The following is a 19253-nucleotide window of genomic DNA, read 5'->3' on the forward strand; positions in this document are numbered from 1 at the left end:
AAATGTCCTTCGTTCAAATATTTACTTAAATGTTATAGATCAACTTATTTTTTGATGAATTTTATCTTTTGACTCAATTGATTCTTAGTCTGAAGATGAATAATATAAACACCAGCTGATAAATTGCCGATATTAATTTGTAAGCTACTATTATCCATGTTTTTATCAGAGTAAACCACAGAACCATTCATATCTGTTATTAAAACAGAATGAATAGCCTCATTACCCTTGATGTTAATAATCTCGGATGCAGGGTTTGGATAAATTCTGATTTCTTCTATTTTGTTTAAAGAAGAAACATCAGTACTGTTATCTTCAGGAAGGAATAATTGTGAAGAAGGAATGATTTCTTTTACTTGTTGCAGGCTTTCCCATTCTAATTTTATATTAGCTCCACCTACTGCCTCAAAGTATTCTACTTTAATATCATATTTCTGTCCAGCATTAAGTGTTATTTTTCCAGAATATTCAATATCCCAGTCAGATATCCATTTATCGATGATCAGCTGGTTATCAACCCAAACGCGTCGACCATTATCTGATGTAATATAAAATGTGTATTCGTCAGAATAGAGAGGTTCTATTTGACCTGTCCAACGTATCGAGTAATAGTCATTATTAATACCTGAAAGGGGAGAGGCTGTGCCCCAATTAAAGTATATGTTTGGGTCGATACGCTCTGAAATTAGCGTATTGAAGCTACTACCATTGTAATATTCTCCTAAAAGGCCGTTTCCTCTCTCTGGATTTGTTGATTTAATAAAAACAAATTGATTTAAATAACAACTGCTGCCAGTTCCGTTATAAACCAGGTATATATGATGAAGACCTTTAATATTATTCACATTACATGAAATAGTTTCATAAGTGTTGTAATCAGCAGTAGGTGTTATATCAGCAGTTCCGATCAGCTCACCGTTTTCATTATCAAGCCTTATTTCTATGGTTCCTGTATTATTGCCCGAAGCAATATATAAATCAATTTGTGATGGACCGGTTGTTCCAAAGTTCAGATTATGAAAACCTACCCAATTATTGTTTCTTATTTGTAATGATTTGTCACTGGCTGGTCCGTCAACCATAAAAGAACTTGCTATGGCATCAAAATCCTGAGGTAATATTGGTTGATAAGGATCTTGTTCGGTATCTAATGATATAGGACAGTTCATTAGCAATGAAACAGCCGTAGAAGCACTGAAAGCTTTTGGTAAGTCTGTTTCTGAAGTTTTGGTTCCCCACAGTGTATGAATAATACCCTGGCTGTTGCGATTATTGTAGGCTACTTTTGCATTTAGCTGCAACCATGGAATATAATCTGCCCGGTTAAATTCCTGCAGATATTTGCGGGCATATCTCATGTATATTCCTTTGAATCCTTCCAGGTCATTGCCACTTTCGGTGTTAATTACTGAGTTATTAAACATGTTTCGGGTATAATTAGCAATTTGATTGGCATGTTTTAAATATTCAATGTCTTTAGTGTATTGATACAGCATTGTAACTGCCCCCAGATATGTACCCTGGTTATAGGTCGATGCCCAATAATTGGTATTAACCTCACCTGTTTCGTTTACATAATAGGCATCAAAAACATGGCCATCGTTGGTGTCAAACAAACGACCTTTTGACCATTCAAAAAGTTCAATGGCTTTGTCATAGTAGGTGTTGTCGCCCGTTGCCTTTGCCAGGTAGCAGCATGCTACCATTGCCGGGCCATTAATACATGCATTTTTGGTTCGGGTGCCTTGTTTCCATATTAAACCATTTCCTAATAATTCATCTGCAGTATGAGCTCTTTCATACATCATGTCGAAGTTAGCCTTAGCTACATTTAAATAGGTGGTTGTTCCTGTAAAATTATAAGCTCTCAAACAAGCCAAACACATCCATGTTATATCGTCATTATACTCATTCCAACTCCAGTCTGTTCCTTCCCGGGTTACAAATTCATTGTACATTTCCTTGAAAAGAAGTATATAGTCAAAATTACCGGTGACTTCAAAAGCATCATCAACGATCTCAAGCATTTCTGCGTTGCCCCAGAAACCTTCGTTAATAAATACCTCATTGTCGCCTCTTGGTTCGTAATATGTATTTATCCATGCATCAAAAGATTCAGTTGTTGCAACGGTTGAAGGAGCCGAATTAGATGGTTCCTGAATGGTAAATTTCCATTTCTCAGGTGTGGTTAATTGACTTAATTGTACAGGCGAACCTTCAGCTGTTGTCTCTTTTATGCATAAAGAATAAGTTTGAACAGGTTGAAGTTGTATGTAAAACGTATTGTCGTTATTACCAGAATCAGTTATTAGCCATTTTGCAATGCTGCTGCTGAAATCAGCTTTCTGCACTGCACCTCCGCTGTTAGATGTAACAACTAAATTACTTGCCAGATTTACTAAATTGAAAGTGTTATCATCAATCTTTTTTAATTTCCATTTTTGAGCATCTGATTGTGTATCAGTCCAGATTACAATTTTACTACCATCGTTTAATGATGAATTTTCAACACTCATTACTTTACCCGACTTAACAGATTCAATGGTATAAATACTGCCGTCCTGAAGTGGCTGCGTTTGAGCATTTGAATAGCCCCAATAGCATGATTGAAGGATGATAAAGATTAATAATTGAGTAGTAGATTTTTTAAGGATCATAGTAAATGTATTAGCTGTTTAATTCAATATTATTGATATACCCAATACAATATGAGACCTTAATTTGCTCATAAGAAAATGAATAAACGATTGATAAAAAGAAAACCAACCAGATAATCATGTTTGTTGAATATCTGATTGGTTCAATATTAAATATTACTCAACTAATTATTTTTTTATGAATTTGAAGGTTTGCGGTACTTCATCGGAATGAATCATTAAGAAGTACATACCTTTAGCTAGTGATTCTGTATTGATTGATTTTCCGAGTGATTGCAATACCTTACATCCTTGTAGATTGTAAATTTCCAATTGAGTTGGTTCATTCAATGCATCAATAAATAATGTGTTAGAAACCGGATTTGGGTATATTTTTAACCCGGTAGTTGGCTTATTAGAAATTTCTGTAGGTAATTCAGAATATAACTGACTTTGTGGTACTATTTCCTTAACCTCTTTACTACTGCTCCAGTAAAATTTGATATTAGCTCCACCTGTTTCTTCAAAATATTCTAATTTGATATCATATTTTGTCATCTCCTGCAGGTAAATGGTTCCTGTATAAACAGTTCCCCAGTCGCCAATCCATTTATCAATTACCAGCTGATTGTTAACCCATAATCGTCTTCCATTGTCACTGTCGATGTAAAATGTATAAGTTCCCGAATAACGTGGTTCTATATATCCGGTCCATCTTACAGAGAAATTGTCAATACTAACTGGTGCTCCCGGGGTTGATTCACCCCAATCAAATTTAATTTGCGGATCTATTTGGGTGTATTGTAACGATGAGAAATTGGTACCATTAAAATATTCACCTTTCAAACCATTTCCAGTTCCCTCGCGATTTATTGTCTCTTGTAATATCCATTTTCCTAAATCCTGATCAATGTTACTGTTCATCTGAACATTGGCTTCAATGCTATTACTTGCAGCATTAATTACTTTTCCACTATAGATTGAAACAAACTTATATGTATTATCGCCAGCCGGAACAGCAATAAATTTCTGACTTAAAGATCCGAAGTCTTTCCACTGATGAACGTTGGCATTTTCTTCTATACTTGTTTTTGCTATTGAAACCATCATTTTACTGTGGCGAGCCATCAACTCATAAACACCATCTCCTTTATGGAAAAAATGAAAAACCTGGTTGTTGTTATTCAGAAAACTATATTGTTGAATCGTTGTGTTATAGTCGGTTGCAGATTCGCCTCCTCGAACATCCATGTAGTAATTGCTGGATTTATTTTTGAGGAAGAATGCACCTGAGATTGTAGGATCACCATTGGCTCTGATTTTTATTGAACTTGTTCTGTTGTTCCAGTCAGAAGTATTATCACTCATAAGAATAGCTGATAGATCAGCTTCATCAGAAGTGATTTCAATAGAGTCAACGGCAAAGTTATCTTCATCAAACAGAATGGCTTTAAATCCTTCCATTAATTGAATGGATGATATTTCATCAGACGACATACCCAGCTCAGCTAATTGGCTTTCAGTATAGGTTCCGATTTTTAATCCGGCAGAAAATCCATTGTTATTTGTTTCGTCATAAACTGTAACAACACCAGTTGTTGAGATAGGCTGTGCATAGAGCTGCGTGAATGGCACTATTTGACGAAGTTGTGATACGCTTTCCCATTCTAATAAACACATACTGTTACCAGAACCTTCGGCATATTCAATACTGATATCGTATTTTTCGCCGGCTGAAAGTGTTATGTTGCCTGATTTGGTAGTGGTGCTTTCTCCATCTGATGAATCGAATAATACAGAACCATTAACCGTAAGTTTGGTGCCTCCGTCAGAAGTGATGAAGAATGTATAATCATCGGAATATAGAGGTTGAATCTGTCCTGTCCACTTCGCTGAGAATGTTGTTGAATTCGTTGGAGTACTCAATCCCCAGTCAAAATCAATTTTGTTATCGACCTTTGCATCTGTTAAATTTCCAAAAATATTATCGTTATAATACTCAGCATTAAGCCCGTTACCTGTTCCTACTGGCAAACCACCAATATTTTTCTTAATCAGCCAAACGAATTCATCAGGAGCAACAACCCGGATATTAGGATTAAGTTTACTGATAACGTTTGCTACATCATGTGGATTCATTGTCCAGATGTGAACCGGAACCAGACTGTATCCTTCTTCTGAATGGATGTCGGTTGATTGGGTATTTAATAAATCAGCTAATCGTTGAGCAATCACATCCTGAGTTTCTGCGCTACGATCTTCCGAATTACCCCAAAATACATACCGGCCACCTATGCTTGGTTTACCTTTATACCAGCTTATTGCCCCATGCATTCCCTGATATTGTTGTCCGTAGGTATAGTAAAACAATGCGTCAATATTACTTTGCTTAAGATATTCATCGGGATTATGGGCGCCATCATCTGTATCAATCACATTAACAATGTTCATGTCGGCTTTTCTCATAAACTTGTTAAGTTCAGCGCAATGATCAGGATTATTCGGACTTAAGCTGGGAAAATAATAGCCCAAACCGGATGGAGAAGCAATAGCTACATTACGTCCTTCAAGTGTAGTTTGAAGTCCCTGCACCAAGTCATTATAAATAATCGGGGTTAATTCAGTCAGGGCAGGAGAGAGAGTCCAACCTAAATTAATATGACTTTGATTTTCATTTTTCCAGGTCCATAAGTCCCAATAAGCGGAACCAACTGGCCACGAAATATTATCCCCATCCGAAATTACGAAACAAACGGTGTGAACATCTTCTTTTGATTCATATGGAGTGATCACTTCCTTCTGTTTCTTAATGGGAACATCAATATTTGTAAAGGTTGCCAGGTTTTTCAATCCTCCTGAAGGGATTATTTTATATGAATTTTCAGATATTCGGCCTACTGAACCATCTTCGGAAACCCACCAGCCATAAAACATTGCTCCCGGGTTTAGAAAATTATATACACTGTCGGTCAAACTTCCGTTAATGTTAGAATCATAAAAACGAATTCCACCAGTATAAGCAGTGTAATCAACCAAACCAGTCCAATCGTCTGGCGAAAGAAAGAAGGCAACATCTTTGTTATAAAGATCTTTATAATTCATATAAGCCCATAGTTCATTTTTGCCGGTGACATCCAAAACTTTAGTTAGACCTGCAGTAATGGCTTTTGATTCAATATCTGTTGGAATGGCAACTGCATTAAAAATACCTGAAAGCGAAGCCGCAACATTAGAACTTCTACTTTGTGGATCACATAAGATGTAACCGTCCAATTTGCTTTTAAAAAACCTTAGGATATTAGTAAGATTATTACTGGTTATGGAATAATATTTAATGTCTAAATCTGAATTTTTAACAATCTCTTCATGAAAATATTGTTGTTGCAAAATCATCGGTTTGGTTCTGGCCAGAATACCACTTAGTGATCCAACAGTGAACTGTTCCGAAGCCGACATATTTCTATCAGCAATAAAAAGTGTGTCGGGCATGCTACTTGCCTTAAAAGGACTGCCCTCAACCCTGTCTATGGTTTGAGCAAAACTAATGGATGATAATATTAAGCTGAATAAAAGGGTAATTGTGATTTTTTGCATATAAGTGGTTGTTTTAAATAAATATTGACAATGCTGTCACTTAAAATCTAACTTATATACACTTAGAGCTTAATATATACTCATTCAACAAGAGAGTATTTTCTAAAATGGATTTTACATTTTTGATCTATGAGAAACAAAAAAAGCGCTTAAAACTTTCGTTTAAAGCGCTTTTGTACCCGAGGCGGGACTTGAACCTATCTCTTAATTCGCTTAATACCAATGTTATATTATTGTCAAAATAATGGGTCTCGTTATGGTCTCATTAATATTATTTGACTTTAAACAAATATATTTAAAATTTAGGCTTACGCAACATTTGAATCAGATGACAATAATAAAAGAAAAATAAAATTTATTAAAAATAAATTTTTTTGTAGCACTCATGGTATAGACCTTACTTCTGGGCTGAAATACTTGAAAAAGTAAGACAAACTGATGAAACTGGAATAGATAATGGGCAATTACAGATGAATTTTGTTAAAAATACTTGTGATGCACTGCAATATGACTTAAGTGATTTCTTTATTAAAACAGGGATGCTTAAGGTGATTGATAAATCAATAGATGATTATGGAATTGCACAAAAAACGATTACTCAAGCTATGATCGATGATGTTATAAACTATGCTTCCCAATATTCAAAGCCTGATTGTGATAACATATTCTATATCAGTGGCAATTCCATTGATGCATTTAAATATAGACGTCAAGTTGAAGGGGCGTATAATGTAGGGGTTAGTGGAACAACTACCAAATCAATTTCCCATTCAAACTGGCAAAATGTAGTAGTCTTTGAAACCTATGCTGACAATAGGCTTACAAACATAACCATGGTTGGTACAGGAAGTGCAAGTAACATTATTTCCAAAGTGCCTTACCCATCTGGTTCAACACGGATTGAAGCTATAGGCTATGATGGGGAAAAAGTTTTAGTAACTGGTGCTAGATAACCTCAGTAACATTGGTCTTCATATGGATACAATAAAATTATTGAAGAAAGAAAATGAAAAAAATAAACCTTACCTTATTTGTTTAAAGGGTGCATGGTAGTTTTGTACATCTTAGCACTCCAGTATTTGTCCTGGTGAGTTTAGACAACTAGTTGCATTTCTATGTAATGACTGGTTTTATTGGATTGATATAACCGATAACCGATTAGCTTTTGATACAGCCGGAGCGCTTTACTGATAGGAAGAGTATTAGACCCTTAAAGTTTATTTTCGAACTTAGTAATTAGGAGATGTCAAACTGGATTTGTGGTATAAGAACCTAATGAACCGGCAGGTGTTAATCTGCTTTGTTGGCTAAAAAGGTATTTGTAGTTAAGAAAATTAGTTGATAAATAAATATTTATGCAAGCAATTGATAAACCGAGATATGCCAATGAGATTTTAAAAATTCCCTCAAAAAAGGAGTAAGCGAAAGCTTTAACTGGATTGGCATCATCACAAAGTTTAATGACAATTTTGGGATTTTATCACCTCGTTAACATGTGGTGGAGTGGAATTACAAAACCAGCAGGTTCCTTCAGACTCTAAAAAGTGTGAATATTTATATTAAGCGTAATTAAGTGCTTTGCTCAAAAGTAGACTTTAAAGTAGCTTGCCTTTGGACACAATGTGGCGGATGACATCAAAATGAAAGAATTAAAAGAGAAATTTACTCCTAAGTTTTTAAATGATTTGGTGAGATGGCAATCAGGTAGGAGTCCATGGCGAACTACAACTTTTATGACAACAGGGAATCTAAAAATTAATGACTGAGAGTGCTATATATATGGTTAATAGTTATATTATAATTGGATCAATGTATGCATGACTCACACCTGAAATGAAAAGGATATTTAAGATTGACATATTGTACTAATTAAGTATGACAGGCCATTAACCGTAAATGCTTTTTTGATTATAAAAAAAACTGAATAAAAGTTTCTGTGTTTGATGTTTGCAGGTGTTTGCATGAAAATGAGTGGATTTATGATTAATAAAAGACATAATAATATTTTATGAAAACAATTGTAATCGGATTGATTGTGTGCTTGTTTGCGCAATATAACAAAGCCTCGGCACAGCTTGAGGGGTACATTTATGGTGATAAAAATGCACCTTCTGGTAAAGAGTGGGAATCACCAGCGCATATTGCCCATAATAAAGAACAACCCCGAGCTACTTTTTATACATTTAAAAACGTTCAAAATGCACGTAAGGTGTTACCTGAAAATTCAACGTATTGGAAATCTCTTGATGGAGTCTGGAATTTTAATTGGGTTGAAAGACCGGATTTACGACCTGTAGATTTTTACAAGGTTGATTATGATGTGAGTAAATGGGATGAAATTCCAGTTCCTTCTAATTGGGATGTTGTGGGTATTGGTAAAGATGGTAGTCAAAAATATGGAACGCCTATCTATTGCAACCAGCCTGTTATTTTTAAGCATACTGTAAAAGTCGACGACTGGAAAGGAGGGGTGATGCGTGAGCCAGCTAAAGATTGGGTGACCTATAATGCGCGTAATGAAGTGGGTTCTTACCGACGTGAATTTGAAATTCCGGAAAATTGGGATGGACGTGAGATTTTTGTTCAATTTGATGGCGTTGATTCTTTTTTCTATCTCTGGGTCAATGGAAAATATGTGGGATTTTCAAAAAACTCACGTAATGTAGCAATTTTCGATATTAGCAAATACCTATCTAAAGGTAGTAATGTTATTGCTGTTGAAGTTTACCGTAACTCTGATGGATCTTTTCTGGAGGCGCAGGATATGTTCCGCTTGCCTGGTATTTTCCTTACTGTACAATTATATTCTACTCCAAAGGTGCAGGTTCGTGATTTGTTCGTCCTGCCGGTATTAGATGATAATTATGAAGATGGTTCTCTAAAGATTTCTGTGGATATTCGTAATTTTAATAAAAAGGCGGCTAAAGGTTATAGAGTCGATTATTCATTATTTGCTAATAAGCTTTATTCAGATGATAACGAATTGGTTGAAGGAGCAGTGGCATCAGTATCGATTCCGGTAGTAAATGCTATAGCTCAAACGACTGTTACAACAGTAATGCAGGTGTCTTCGCCTAAGCAATGGTCAGCAGAAAATCCTCATCGCTATACTCATGTTGCCGAGTTAAAAGATAATAAGGGTAAAGTTGTAGAAACCGTATCGACTTATACCGGTTTTCGAGAAGTGATTATTCAAAACACCTCAGCTGAAGATGATGAATTCGGGTTGGCTGGTCGTTATTATTATATTAATGGAAAGACGGTCAAACTAAAAGGAGTTAACCGTCATGAAACACACCCTGAAACCGGGCATGCGCTAACGCGTGAGAAGATGAAGAACGAAGTAATGTTAATGAAACGTGCTAATATTAATCATGTTCGAAATTCGCATTACCCACCAGCTCCTTATTGGTACTATCTTTGCGATAAATACGGTATTTATCTTGAAGATGAAGCCAATATTGAATCGCATGAATATTATTATGGCGAAGCCTCACTTTCGCATCCCCTAGAGTGGAAAAATGCGCATATTGGTCGTGTGATAGAAATGGTTCAACAGAATAAAAACTATCCATCTATCGTCATTTGGTCGCTTGGTAATGAAGCCGGCCCGGGTAAAAATTTTATATATGCATACGATGCTCTGAAAGAAGTCGATTTGTCGCGACCTGTTCAATATGAACGTAACAACAGTATTGTTGATATGGGTTCTAATCAGTATCCATCTATCGGTTGGATGAAAAGTGCGGTAACTGGTAAGATGAATATTAAGTATCCGTTTCACATTTCTGAATATGCTCACTCAATGGGTAATGCCTGTGGTAACCTTATTGATTATTGAGAGGCCATTGAGTCGACTAACTTTTTCTGTGGTGGAGCCATTTGGGATTGGGTTGATCAGGCTATTTATAATTATAGACCAGACGGTACTCGTTATCTCGCCTATGGTGGTGACTTCGGTGACAGACCTAACAGCGGACAGTTTGTAATGAATGGAATCCTGTTTGCTGAGCGAGATTTGAAACCCCAGTATTATGAAGTAAAAAAAGTATATCAGAATATTGAAGTGAAAGTATCCGATATCAAAAAAGGGACTTTTGAAATATTCAATAAATATTATTTTAAATCGCTGGCTGACTTTGATTTAAAATGGTCAATCTGGGAGAATGGTAATCAAATTAAAGAAGAACAGCTTGATTTAACACCCATAGCTGCAAGAACCAAAGAAATCATTAACCTTCCTTTTAATGTTGAAGATTTAAAAGCTCATTCCGAATATTTCATAAAGCTTCAGTTTGTTCTGAAGAAGGATCAGCCCTGGGCTGAGGGTGGCTATGTTCAGGCAGAAGAGCAATTTTTACTAAAAGAAAAAAGTAATGTGCTTTCTATTGCAGATGTTGTTTTATCTAATGTAGATGATAAACGTTTGAACATTGAAAATGAAAACCATATTATGCTTGTTAAAGGGGAAAACTTTACTGCTAAATTTAATTATAAAGATGGTTCACTATATGGTCTGATATATGATGAAATTACAATCATTAAAGATGGAAACGGGCCGAAGCTTGATGCATTCAGAGCTTATGTTAATAACGATACCTGGGGATATAGTAAATGGTATGAAAAAGGTCTTCATAATTTGAATCATAGGGCAGTTGGTTCAAAAGTCTGGGCTAATGAAGATGGGAGTTTGACGGTTTCTTTTACCGTAATTTCACAAGCTCCCAATGCTGCTCGTCAGCATGGTGGTACAAGTGGTAATAGTCTGTCTGTTGAGGAAATTTTAGATCATAAATTTGGTGAGAACGTCTTTCATTTTGTAACAAATCAGATTTGGACAGTCTATCAGGATGGATCAGTGGAGCTTCAGTCAAATATTACCAGTAATGAACCCCAGTTTGTGCTCCCTCGACTTGGTTATTCAATGACTATTCCTAAAGAATATTCGAAATTTACATATTACGGTCGTGGACCAATAGGTAATTATAACGATCGTAAGACAGCTCAGAATATTCAGAAATATAAAAGGACTGTTGGTGAAGAATTTGTTATTTTTCCTAAACCACAGGATATGGCTAATCACGAAGAAACACGCTGGTGTGCCTTAACTAAAGATACAATGCAGGGTATCAGAGGAGTCGTATTTATTGCCACAGGCGATATGACTGTTAGTGCGCTTCCATATAGAGCACAAGTGATGGCAACTGCGGCTCATATTTATGAACTTCCTGAACCAGGTGATATCACACTTCATCTTGATGCTAAAGTTACCGGCCTTGGAGGTGCAAGTTGTGGACAAGGTGGCCCATTGAAGCACGATCGTGTTTATGCCGGTCAGCACAACTTTGGATTCATTATTCGACCTGCAGGTTTAAATTTGGATCAAATAGCTAATGTGTCCTCTTCGGGTGAAGTACCAATTGCCATTACCCGTTCAAGTACCGGGGTTGTAAAAATATATTCAAGTAAAAAGGATGCAATAATTTGTTATTCTGTTAATAATGGCATCATATGGGATTACAATGAAGAAATGCCATTGCGAGAAGGGGGAATAGTTAAAGCATGGTATAAAAATCATAAGAACTCAGAAGTGTCTATGCATTTTAATAAAATTGAAAATATTGAAACAACAGTAGTTTTTGCCAGTAGTGAAGAGCCAGGGAGTGCAAATGCAGCTAAGAATTTGGTTGATAGCAACCATTTAACAATGTAGCATACCATGTATTCTGTTACTGTTGCTCAGTATCCGCATTGGGTTGACTTAGATTGTGGGGAAGTAAAATCAATCAAAGGGTTTACTTATTTACCTCGTCAGGATGGAGGGAGAAATGGTGATATTAAGGATTATACAATTCATGTGAGTGAAGATGGCAAAGAGTGGGGGGAACCTTTATTTAAAGGTAGTTTCTCAATAGATAAAAAAGAGAAACGTGTTCTTATTAATAAACCTGTAAAAGCACGTTTCATCCGTTTTGCAGGTTTAAGTTCTCAGAACGGACAAGATTTTTCTGGTGGGGCTGAATTTAGAGTTCTTGCCGAATAATAGACATTTAAATCAGGTATTGATTGGTTAAAAATGGTTAAGATAATTTATTAGTTGATCGGTAATATAGTTAATGATGGAAACAGGAGAGGTTAATTTTAGAGTTAACCTCTTTGTTTACTTTCGTCTCGATTTATTTAAAATACCCTCTAAAATGTCTGTCAAGGTGTTTTCTCATTGCATTTCTTAATTTTGTTGCACTTCCATTTTTTAAAATTTTTACTAAATCTTGATGAGAAACCCATTTAGAGTCATGTTCAGGACTTTCAATTAACCGAGAATCATAAACATATCTAAACGCAGGCAAAAGAATTGTTTGAAAATCCAATAATGTATTATTGCCAGAGATTTGATATAGTTTTCCATGAAACTTGACTTCATGATCGATATCAAACAATACCTCTTTGGTAGAATCAGGTTCGAACTTAACAATTTCTTCCAATTCTTTAATATCATCTGGTGTTGCTCTTTCAAATATTAAATCACTCATCCCAATTTCTATTACTAGTCGAAGTTCAAATATATCTTTTAAAGTTGCTTGATCCAGGATATTGGGGATTAAGCTTTTCCTTAATAAAAAAAGTAAGTCAGGACTTTTTATAGTCGATCCTTTTCGTTTGGTTGATTCTATTAGTCCAATTGTCTTAAGTCTATTAAGCGCCTCTCGAATTACTGTTCTTGAAACGCCTAACATTTTTGTTAACTCTAATTCTTTTGGTATTTGATCTCCAGGATTTAATTTTTCAGAAATTAATAAATCAATCAATATCTGTTCAACTTTATCTACAAGACTGCTTGAATCTACTGCTGTTATATTAAGACTTTTTTTATAGGTATCAGTCATTCTATTTATTTCTAATTTTTTTTACAAATTTTAATAAAAACTTTGAATAAAAAAATAAAAAGTATATTTTTGAAATGAATTATGTATGACATAATGCATTAAATTTGAATTTATGAAAAAGAAATTTATTAAAAAAAGAGTAGGTTTAGTTATACTGCTTTTCCTTTTGATTGGGAGTAGTATAGGGGCGCAAAACCTGATAACAGGTGTGGTAAAAGATGCAGGAGGTGAACTTTTACCTGGTGTTTCGGTGTATGTAGAAAACACCACAAACGGAACAATTACTGGTATTGATGGGACATACCAGATCTCAGCTAATGCAAATGAGTCACTTGTTTTCTCATTTATTGGCTTTCAAACGCAGGTTATTGCGGTGGGTACACAGCAAACCATTAATGTCACTTTAGTGGAAGAGTTGAAACGATTGGATGAAGTGGTGGTAACTGGTTATACTACTCAGTCAAGAGCTGAAATGACCACATCAATCGCAAAATTGGATACTAAGGTGTTGGAAAGTGCGCCGCGTTCAAATGCTGCAACTGCGTTGCAGGGTACCATTGCTGGTTTGCAGGTTACTCAGACAACAGGACAGCCTGGCTCAACTCCAAGTCTGGTGTTACGCGGGGGAACCAGTTTCGACGGAAAAGGAACGCCACTGATTTTAATTGATGGTGTACCAGGTTCATTCTATGCCTTGAACGCCGATGATATTGAATCAATGGAAGTGCTTAAGGATGCAGCTTCAACAGCTGTGTATGGAGCGCGCGCTGCCAATGGTGTTATTTTGGTGACGACTAAAAAAGGAAAGAAAGGTAAGTCAAATGTGACGTTCAGATCCAAATTCACAACCAATAAGCGTCGCGAAGATCCAATGGAGTATCTGGGTGCGGCCGATTATGTGAAGTTTAATCGTTTAGGCGTACGAGCAGCTCAGGATGTAATGGGTTATGCATGGCTGAACCAGTTTTTGACCGGCGCTCATGCTGCTGCTACTGGCAACAATGCTACCAACTCTATTTATACAACTATGTATCTGACAGATGATAACAAATACTTGTTGAATTATGATGGATGGCAAACCATGGATGATCCATTAGAGCCGGGGAAAACGCTGCTTTTCCAGGAGAATAAAATGAACGAACTGTTTTACCAGGAAAGCTACGGACAGGATTACAGTTTGTCGTTTGATGGAGGTAATGACAAAGGAACGTATTACCTGGGCCTTGGTATGCTCGATGACAAAGGATTGGTATTTGGTTCTGCTTTTAAGCGTTACTCAGGAACGTTTAATGCATCTTATAATATTTCTGATAATTTTAAAGTGTCATCTAATATTATCTATGCGCATTCTAATCAAAACTTGCCATACGATAGCGAATACAATTTATTTCAACGTACTGCAGGTTTAGCACCAACTTCTCGTATTTATAATAACAATCCTGATGGAAGCTTGTCTGACGAATACCAGCCAGGTACTTATTTGGGCTTTGGTAATCCACTGTATTACAAAGATAAGTTTGTACGCACCAACCTTGAGCAGCGTTTAACAGCATCTGTTCAGATGGACTACAAGTTTCTGAATGATTTTACATTGACAGTTCGTGGCAGTCATTTCACGATCAATAACTCCAATGAGGCGTTTAACAAAGCTTACTTAAGTTCTGGCCGATTAAATACCGATCGTAAATCGTCAGTGTCTCATGATAGAATGATGCGTAATCAGGTGACCTCAATGCTAAACTATAAAAAGCGTATTAACGATGTACATAACATTAATGCGTTAGTTGGCTTCGAATATTTTAAGGAGAAGGAATTTGAGTTTGATGCCGCCACACGCTTGTCGCCAACAGACCTGATTTATACCATGAATGTGGGTTCTGAAGCTTCAGGTATACCTTATTCGTATCATACAGGATATGAGATTGCCTCTGTTTTTGGACAGGTTAACTACGATTACGATTATAAGTACTTACTGGGCTTAACCTTCCGTCGCGATGGAGCCAGCCGATTGGGAAATAACAAGTATGATTTTTTCCCGGGCGTATCGGTGGGATGGAATGTACACAACGAAGAGTTTTACAAAGACTCTAAAATGAAATCGATTGTGAGCAGCCTGAAGCCACGCTTGAGTTATGGAGTAAATGGTAACATTGAGGTGCTATCTAACTTTGGCGTGTTCGGAACCTATGCTACATCAAATGTTTATGATACTCAGGCAGGTTATGTAAACAACCGTTTGCCTTTATTAGATCTGAAATGGGAGCGTTCAACAACTTTCAATATCGGATTGGATGCAGGGTTTCTTAATAACCGCATCACGTTGATGGCGGACTATTTCGTAAGAGATGTCAAAGATAAATTAGCAGGATTGACCTTGCCTTTATGGACAGGTTTCTCATCTATTACTACTAATAATGGAACACTTCGCAATAAAGGTTTGGAATTGCAACTCAATGCCGATGTGATTAAAAACAAAGATTTCAACTGGAATTTAGGAGTAACCTACTATTCAGTTAGAAATTACGCACACAAATTACCAGCTAATGGAGTTGATAATAACCGTCAGGGAGGAACAGAGATTTACGATGCAGCAACTGGCGAAACAAAATATGTTGGTGGACTACAAGAAGGTCAGCGCGTTGGTTACGATTTGATTACAGCGTATGTATTTGATGGCGTTTATCAAACGCAGGAGGATATTGATGAACATGCCGATCGAACTGTTGAATTCGCTTATCGCAAAGACACGCGTTTTCTGGGTGATGCACGTTGGAAGGATTTGAATAACGATGGCGTTATCAACCATTTGGACCGTAAAGTGATTGGCCGCACAACTCCTGATTTTGTTGGGGGTATGACATCGAACTTGAGTTATAAGAACTTTAACCTGTTTGTTAAAACTGATTTTGCTGTTGGGCATTACATTATTAACGGCCGCCGTGTTAAAGGGATAGCTCAAACTCAGGGTAACCAAAATGGACCGATTGAAATACGTGACTCGTGGACACCAGAAAATCCTACTTCAAATATTCCGATTTTCACTTTAGTGGATCGTCAGCGTAATCACATGGCTGCAGGTGGCGATCAGGGGTCTATTGACAACAGTAGTTCACGAATGTGGGAAAAAGGAGATTACCTGGCATTGCGCGAAGTGACATTGAGCTATAATCTTAGCGGAGCTATCGCCAATAATGTATTCCAGAATATTCGTCTGTACGTAACCGGAGCCAACCTGGCCTATTTCAATGGTTTTTCTGGCAGCTCACCTGAAGTAACCAGCGGAGGAATTGATTCGGGTCGCTTCCCGCTACCTCGTACTTATACTTTAGGTTTAAATGTTACTTTCTAACTTTTAATACAGTTTAAAATGAAGCAATTAAAATATATAGCACTACTTCTGGTTGTGACCTTGTTGGGCTCATGTGAGTTGGATATGCAACCTGAAAGTGAATTAACCTATAATGGTTTTTGGGATACGGAAGAAGCGGCTCGTGCTGCTCATGTGGGAATTTTCTCTAAATACAGGGATTATGCCTACACGCTTTGGCAAATGGGTGAATTACGCTCTGATGTTTGGGGTGGTAAAACAATTGAATCGCCATCCGGCCAGGACTTGATTGATAATAACATTAGCACAACTATTGTACACTTTAATAACTGGGCCAATTTTTATGGTTTGATGCACTATATCAACGATTTCATTGTTAATGCGCCTAAAGCTCCATTTAAGGATGAAGCTGAACTGAATCATTTACTTGGGCAGGTGTATGGTTTACGAGCTCAGGTATATTATACTATGCTAAAAGCCTGGGGCGATGTGCCAATTACTACAGAGCCATTGCTAGAGGTGGATTTGGAAAAACTTAAGAAGCCCCGTTCACCTAAAGCAGAGGTGATGAGCCAGGTAAAGTCGGATATCGAAAGTTCGTTGGAACATTTTGGAAGTGACAATAGCCAGTGGAATGGCAAGAATGTATATTGGTCCAAGGCAGCAACTTTAGTACTAAAAGGTGATGTATACTTGTGGTCGGGTAAGGTACTTGGAGGTGGCGATGCTGATTTTACAACAGCTAAAACGGCTTTATCGCAAATTACAGGACACGAACTGGTTCCATTTGAACAACTGTGGGGACAGGGTAATGAGTTTAATAACGAGTTTATATTTGCATTTGATTATCAGCAGGATCAAGCAGGTAACTTCTACGGTAGTTTTACAGGCCGTATGGTTGATGTAGCCGGCTTATTTGATGAAACAGGTGCTTCTTTGTCTGATTTTGTAGTGAATGGAGCCAGTCGTTTCGGACCATCAGATAAAACCAATCTCATTTTAGAAGATTTGGATGATATGCGCCGAACTACTTTTATTAAATTGTATGATGATGGCACCAACCATATTCCGTTTACGCCAGACAATGCTAATTACCAGGCTGCTATTCTGAAAAAGTTCCTTGGCATTATTGGTGACGATGGCTCACGTTTTAACTACAACAATGTGCCACTTTATCGCTATGCCGATGCTTTATTATTATTGGCCGAAGCAAAGAATAACCTGGGAGAAGATCCTTCAAACGAGATGAATCTGGTTCGTCAGAGGGCTTATGGCGACAACTTCAGTGGACATGAATTTGCAAATGGTACAAAAGCAGAAAATGCCAAAGCTATCTTGGATGAGCGCTACAAAGAGTTCATTGGCGAAGGTAAACGCTGGTGGGATTTGGTTCGAGCTGGTGGATCGTATGTATTTGATGAGGTGGCCTCATTGGATGCCTCGGAAGCCTATAAAATATACTATTCAATTTCTGAAAGTATGTTGGCCAACGACGATCAATTAAAACAGACCGAAGGTTATAATTAAAAGTGTGTGGGTAAATTGCCCTGTAAGTCTCATTTGGCTTATGGGGCAGTTTTAATCATTCAGGAGGTTTTTAAAGCTAGTATTAGTATCTTGATAGTTATTAAAACAACTAACGAAAGACGATAGCAGACTATACATCTCTCTAAAATCAATTTCAATGAATAAAATATTAACATTTGCTCTGGTGTTGTTGGTAATCAATGCATGTGCACAGTCCAGCGATAAAGAAACCAGGAATACCATTATCAATAATGTTGACCTTTTTAATGCCACAGCAAACGAAAGCGTGGCCTGTTATCGCATACCAGCACTAGTAACTGCACCTAATGGTGATTTGATTGCAGCCATTGACGAGCGTGTGCCTTCATGTGGCGACTTGAAGTGGAGCCGCGATATCAACATTGTACTTCGTCGTAGCGTTGACAACGGAAAGACCTGGTCTGATATTGAAACCGTAGTGGACTTTCCATTGGGACGGTCAGCTTCTGATCCATCCATGATTGTTGATGAAGTGACAGGTGAAATCTTCTTGTTTTACAACTATATGGACTTAGATAAGGAGAAGGACGTGTACTATTTTCATGTTGTGAAAAGTAAGGATGATGGAAAAACGTGGAGTGAACCCGAAGACATCACTTCACAAATTGCATTGGATGGATGGGAAAGTGATTTTAAGTTTATCACCTCAGGAAGAGGTATTCAAACGACTGATGGAACATTGCTGCACACCATTGTTAACCTTCAAAAAGGTGGACACGTCTTTGGCTCAAAGGATCATGGAAAATCATGGTTTGTCATCGATAATACCATCCTGCCTTTTGATGAGTCAAAGATTGTTGAGTTGGCCGATGGGCGCTGGATGATTAACAGCCGGGTTCAGAAACTGGGACATCGTTACGTACATATATCAGATGACGAGGGACTATCATGGGAGAGTTATCCGGATACCTCACTCATTGATCCGGCCTGTAATGCATCCATTATTCGTTATTCATCGGTGAAAAATAGCGATGATAAAAACCGTCTGTTATTTAGTAACGCGAAAAGTAAAGAAGGGCGTGTGAATTTGACCGTACGAGTTAGCTACGATGAGGGTAAAACATGGACAGAAGGGAAAACAATCTATGAAGGAGGTTCAGCCTATTCATCATTAACGGTACTCGAAAATGGCGATATCGCTGTATTCTTCGAAAAAGATGAGCATAAAGAAAATCCGTTTGTCAGCTTCTCACTCGAATGGCTGACCGATGGTGAAGATTCAGTTACAAAATAGGCAATACC

The 19253-nt window shown here is 37.1% G+C and carries 8 protein-coding genes and 1 pseudogene; 6 read left to right on the top strand and 3 right to left on the bottom strand.

Translation table 11 applies throughout. The features are described from left to right. Positions 1 to 44: 44 nt before the first annotated feature. Together ACRD62_RS10605 and ACRD62_RS10610 are read right to left on the bottom strand one after the other, a co-directional pair. Positions 45 to 2657, bottom strand: a complete 2613-nt coding sequence (locus ACRD62_RS10605) for a glycoside hydrolase family 76 protein (RefSeq protein ID WP_430820087.1) — start codon at positions 2655 to 2657, stop codon at positions 45 to 47. Positions 2658 to 2825: 168 nt separating this feature from the next. Continuing rightward, the gene (locus tag ACRD62_RS10610; protein WP_430820088.1) at positions 2826 to 6230 is read right to left on the bottom strand and encodes a PA14 domain-containing protein; all 3405 of its coding nucleotides are present in this window, start codon (positions 6228 to 6230) and stop codon (positions 2826 to 2828) included. Between the two features lie 470 nt (positions 6231 to 6700). On the opposite strand from ACRD62_RS10610, the gene ACRD62_RS10615 reads away from it, so the two are divergent. The 3 genes and pseudogenes from ACRD62_RS10615 to ACRD62_RS10625 all read left to right on the top strand — a co-directional run bounded on the left by ACRD62_RS10615 (position 6701) and on the right by ACRD62_RS10625 (position 12273). Continuing rightward, complete coding sequence (locus ACRD62_RS10615) at positions 6701 to 7183, top strand: hypothetical protein (protein ID WP_430820089.1); 483 nt, start codon at positions 6701 to 6703, stop codon at positions 7181 to 7183. A 1055-nt stretch (positions 7184 to 8238) separates the two neighbouring features. Continuing rightward, positions 8239 to 11943, top strand: a pseudogene (locus ACRD62_RS10620) (glycoside hydrolase family 2 TIM barrel-domain containing protein). Positions 11944 to 11949: 6 nt separating this feature from the next. After that, positions 11950 to 12273, top strand: coding sequence for a discoidin domain-containing protein (locus ACRD62_RS10625; RefSeq protein ID WP_430820090.1), 324 nt, complete (start codon positions 11950 to 11952; stop codon positions 12271 to 12273). Between the two features lie 133 nt (positions 12274 to 12406). Here the strand turns inward: ACRD62_RS10625 and ACRD62_RS10630 are convergent, their stop codons facing one another. Further along, positions 12407 to 13117, bottom strand: a complete 711-nt coding sequence (locus ACRD62_RS10630) for a FadR/GntR family transcriptional regulator (protein ID WP_430820091.1) — start codon at positions 13115 to 13117, stop codon at positions 12407 to 12409. A gap of 112 nt (positions 13118 to 13229) precedes the next feature. On the opposite strand from ACRD62_RS10630, the gene ACRD62_RS10635 reads away from it, so the two are divergent. From ACRD62_RS10635 to ACRD62_RS10645, 3 genes are all read left to right on the top strand, one after another. Beyond that, positions 13230 to 16466, top strand: coding sequence for a SusC/RagA family TonB-linked outer membrane protein (locus ACRD62_RS10635; RefSeq protein ID WP_430820092.1), 3237 nt, complete (start codon positions 13230 to 13232; stop codon positions 16464 to 16466). Between the two features lie 18 nt (positions 16467 to 16484). After that, a complete protein-coding gene (locus ACRD62_RS10640; protein ID WP_430820093.1) occupies positions 16485 to 17972 on the top strand; it encodes a RagB/SusD family nutrient uptake outer membrane protein in 1488 nt (495 codons plus the stop codon). 157 nt (positions 17973 to 18129) lie between these two features. Beyond that, positions 18130 to 19245 (top strand): sialidase family protein, encoded by a 1116-nt coding sequence (locus ACRD62_RS10645; protein ID WP_430820094.1) that lies wholly within the window; start codon positions 18130 to 18132, stop codon positions 19243 to 19245. Positions 19246 to 19253: the final 8 nt, after the last annotated feature.

Source organism: Carboxylicivirga caseinilyticus, assembly GCF_050589785.1.
Taxonomy (GTDB): Bacteria; Bacteroidota; Bacteroidia; order Bacteroidales; family Marinilabiliaceae; genus Carboxylicivirga; species Carboxylicivirga caseinilyticus.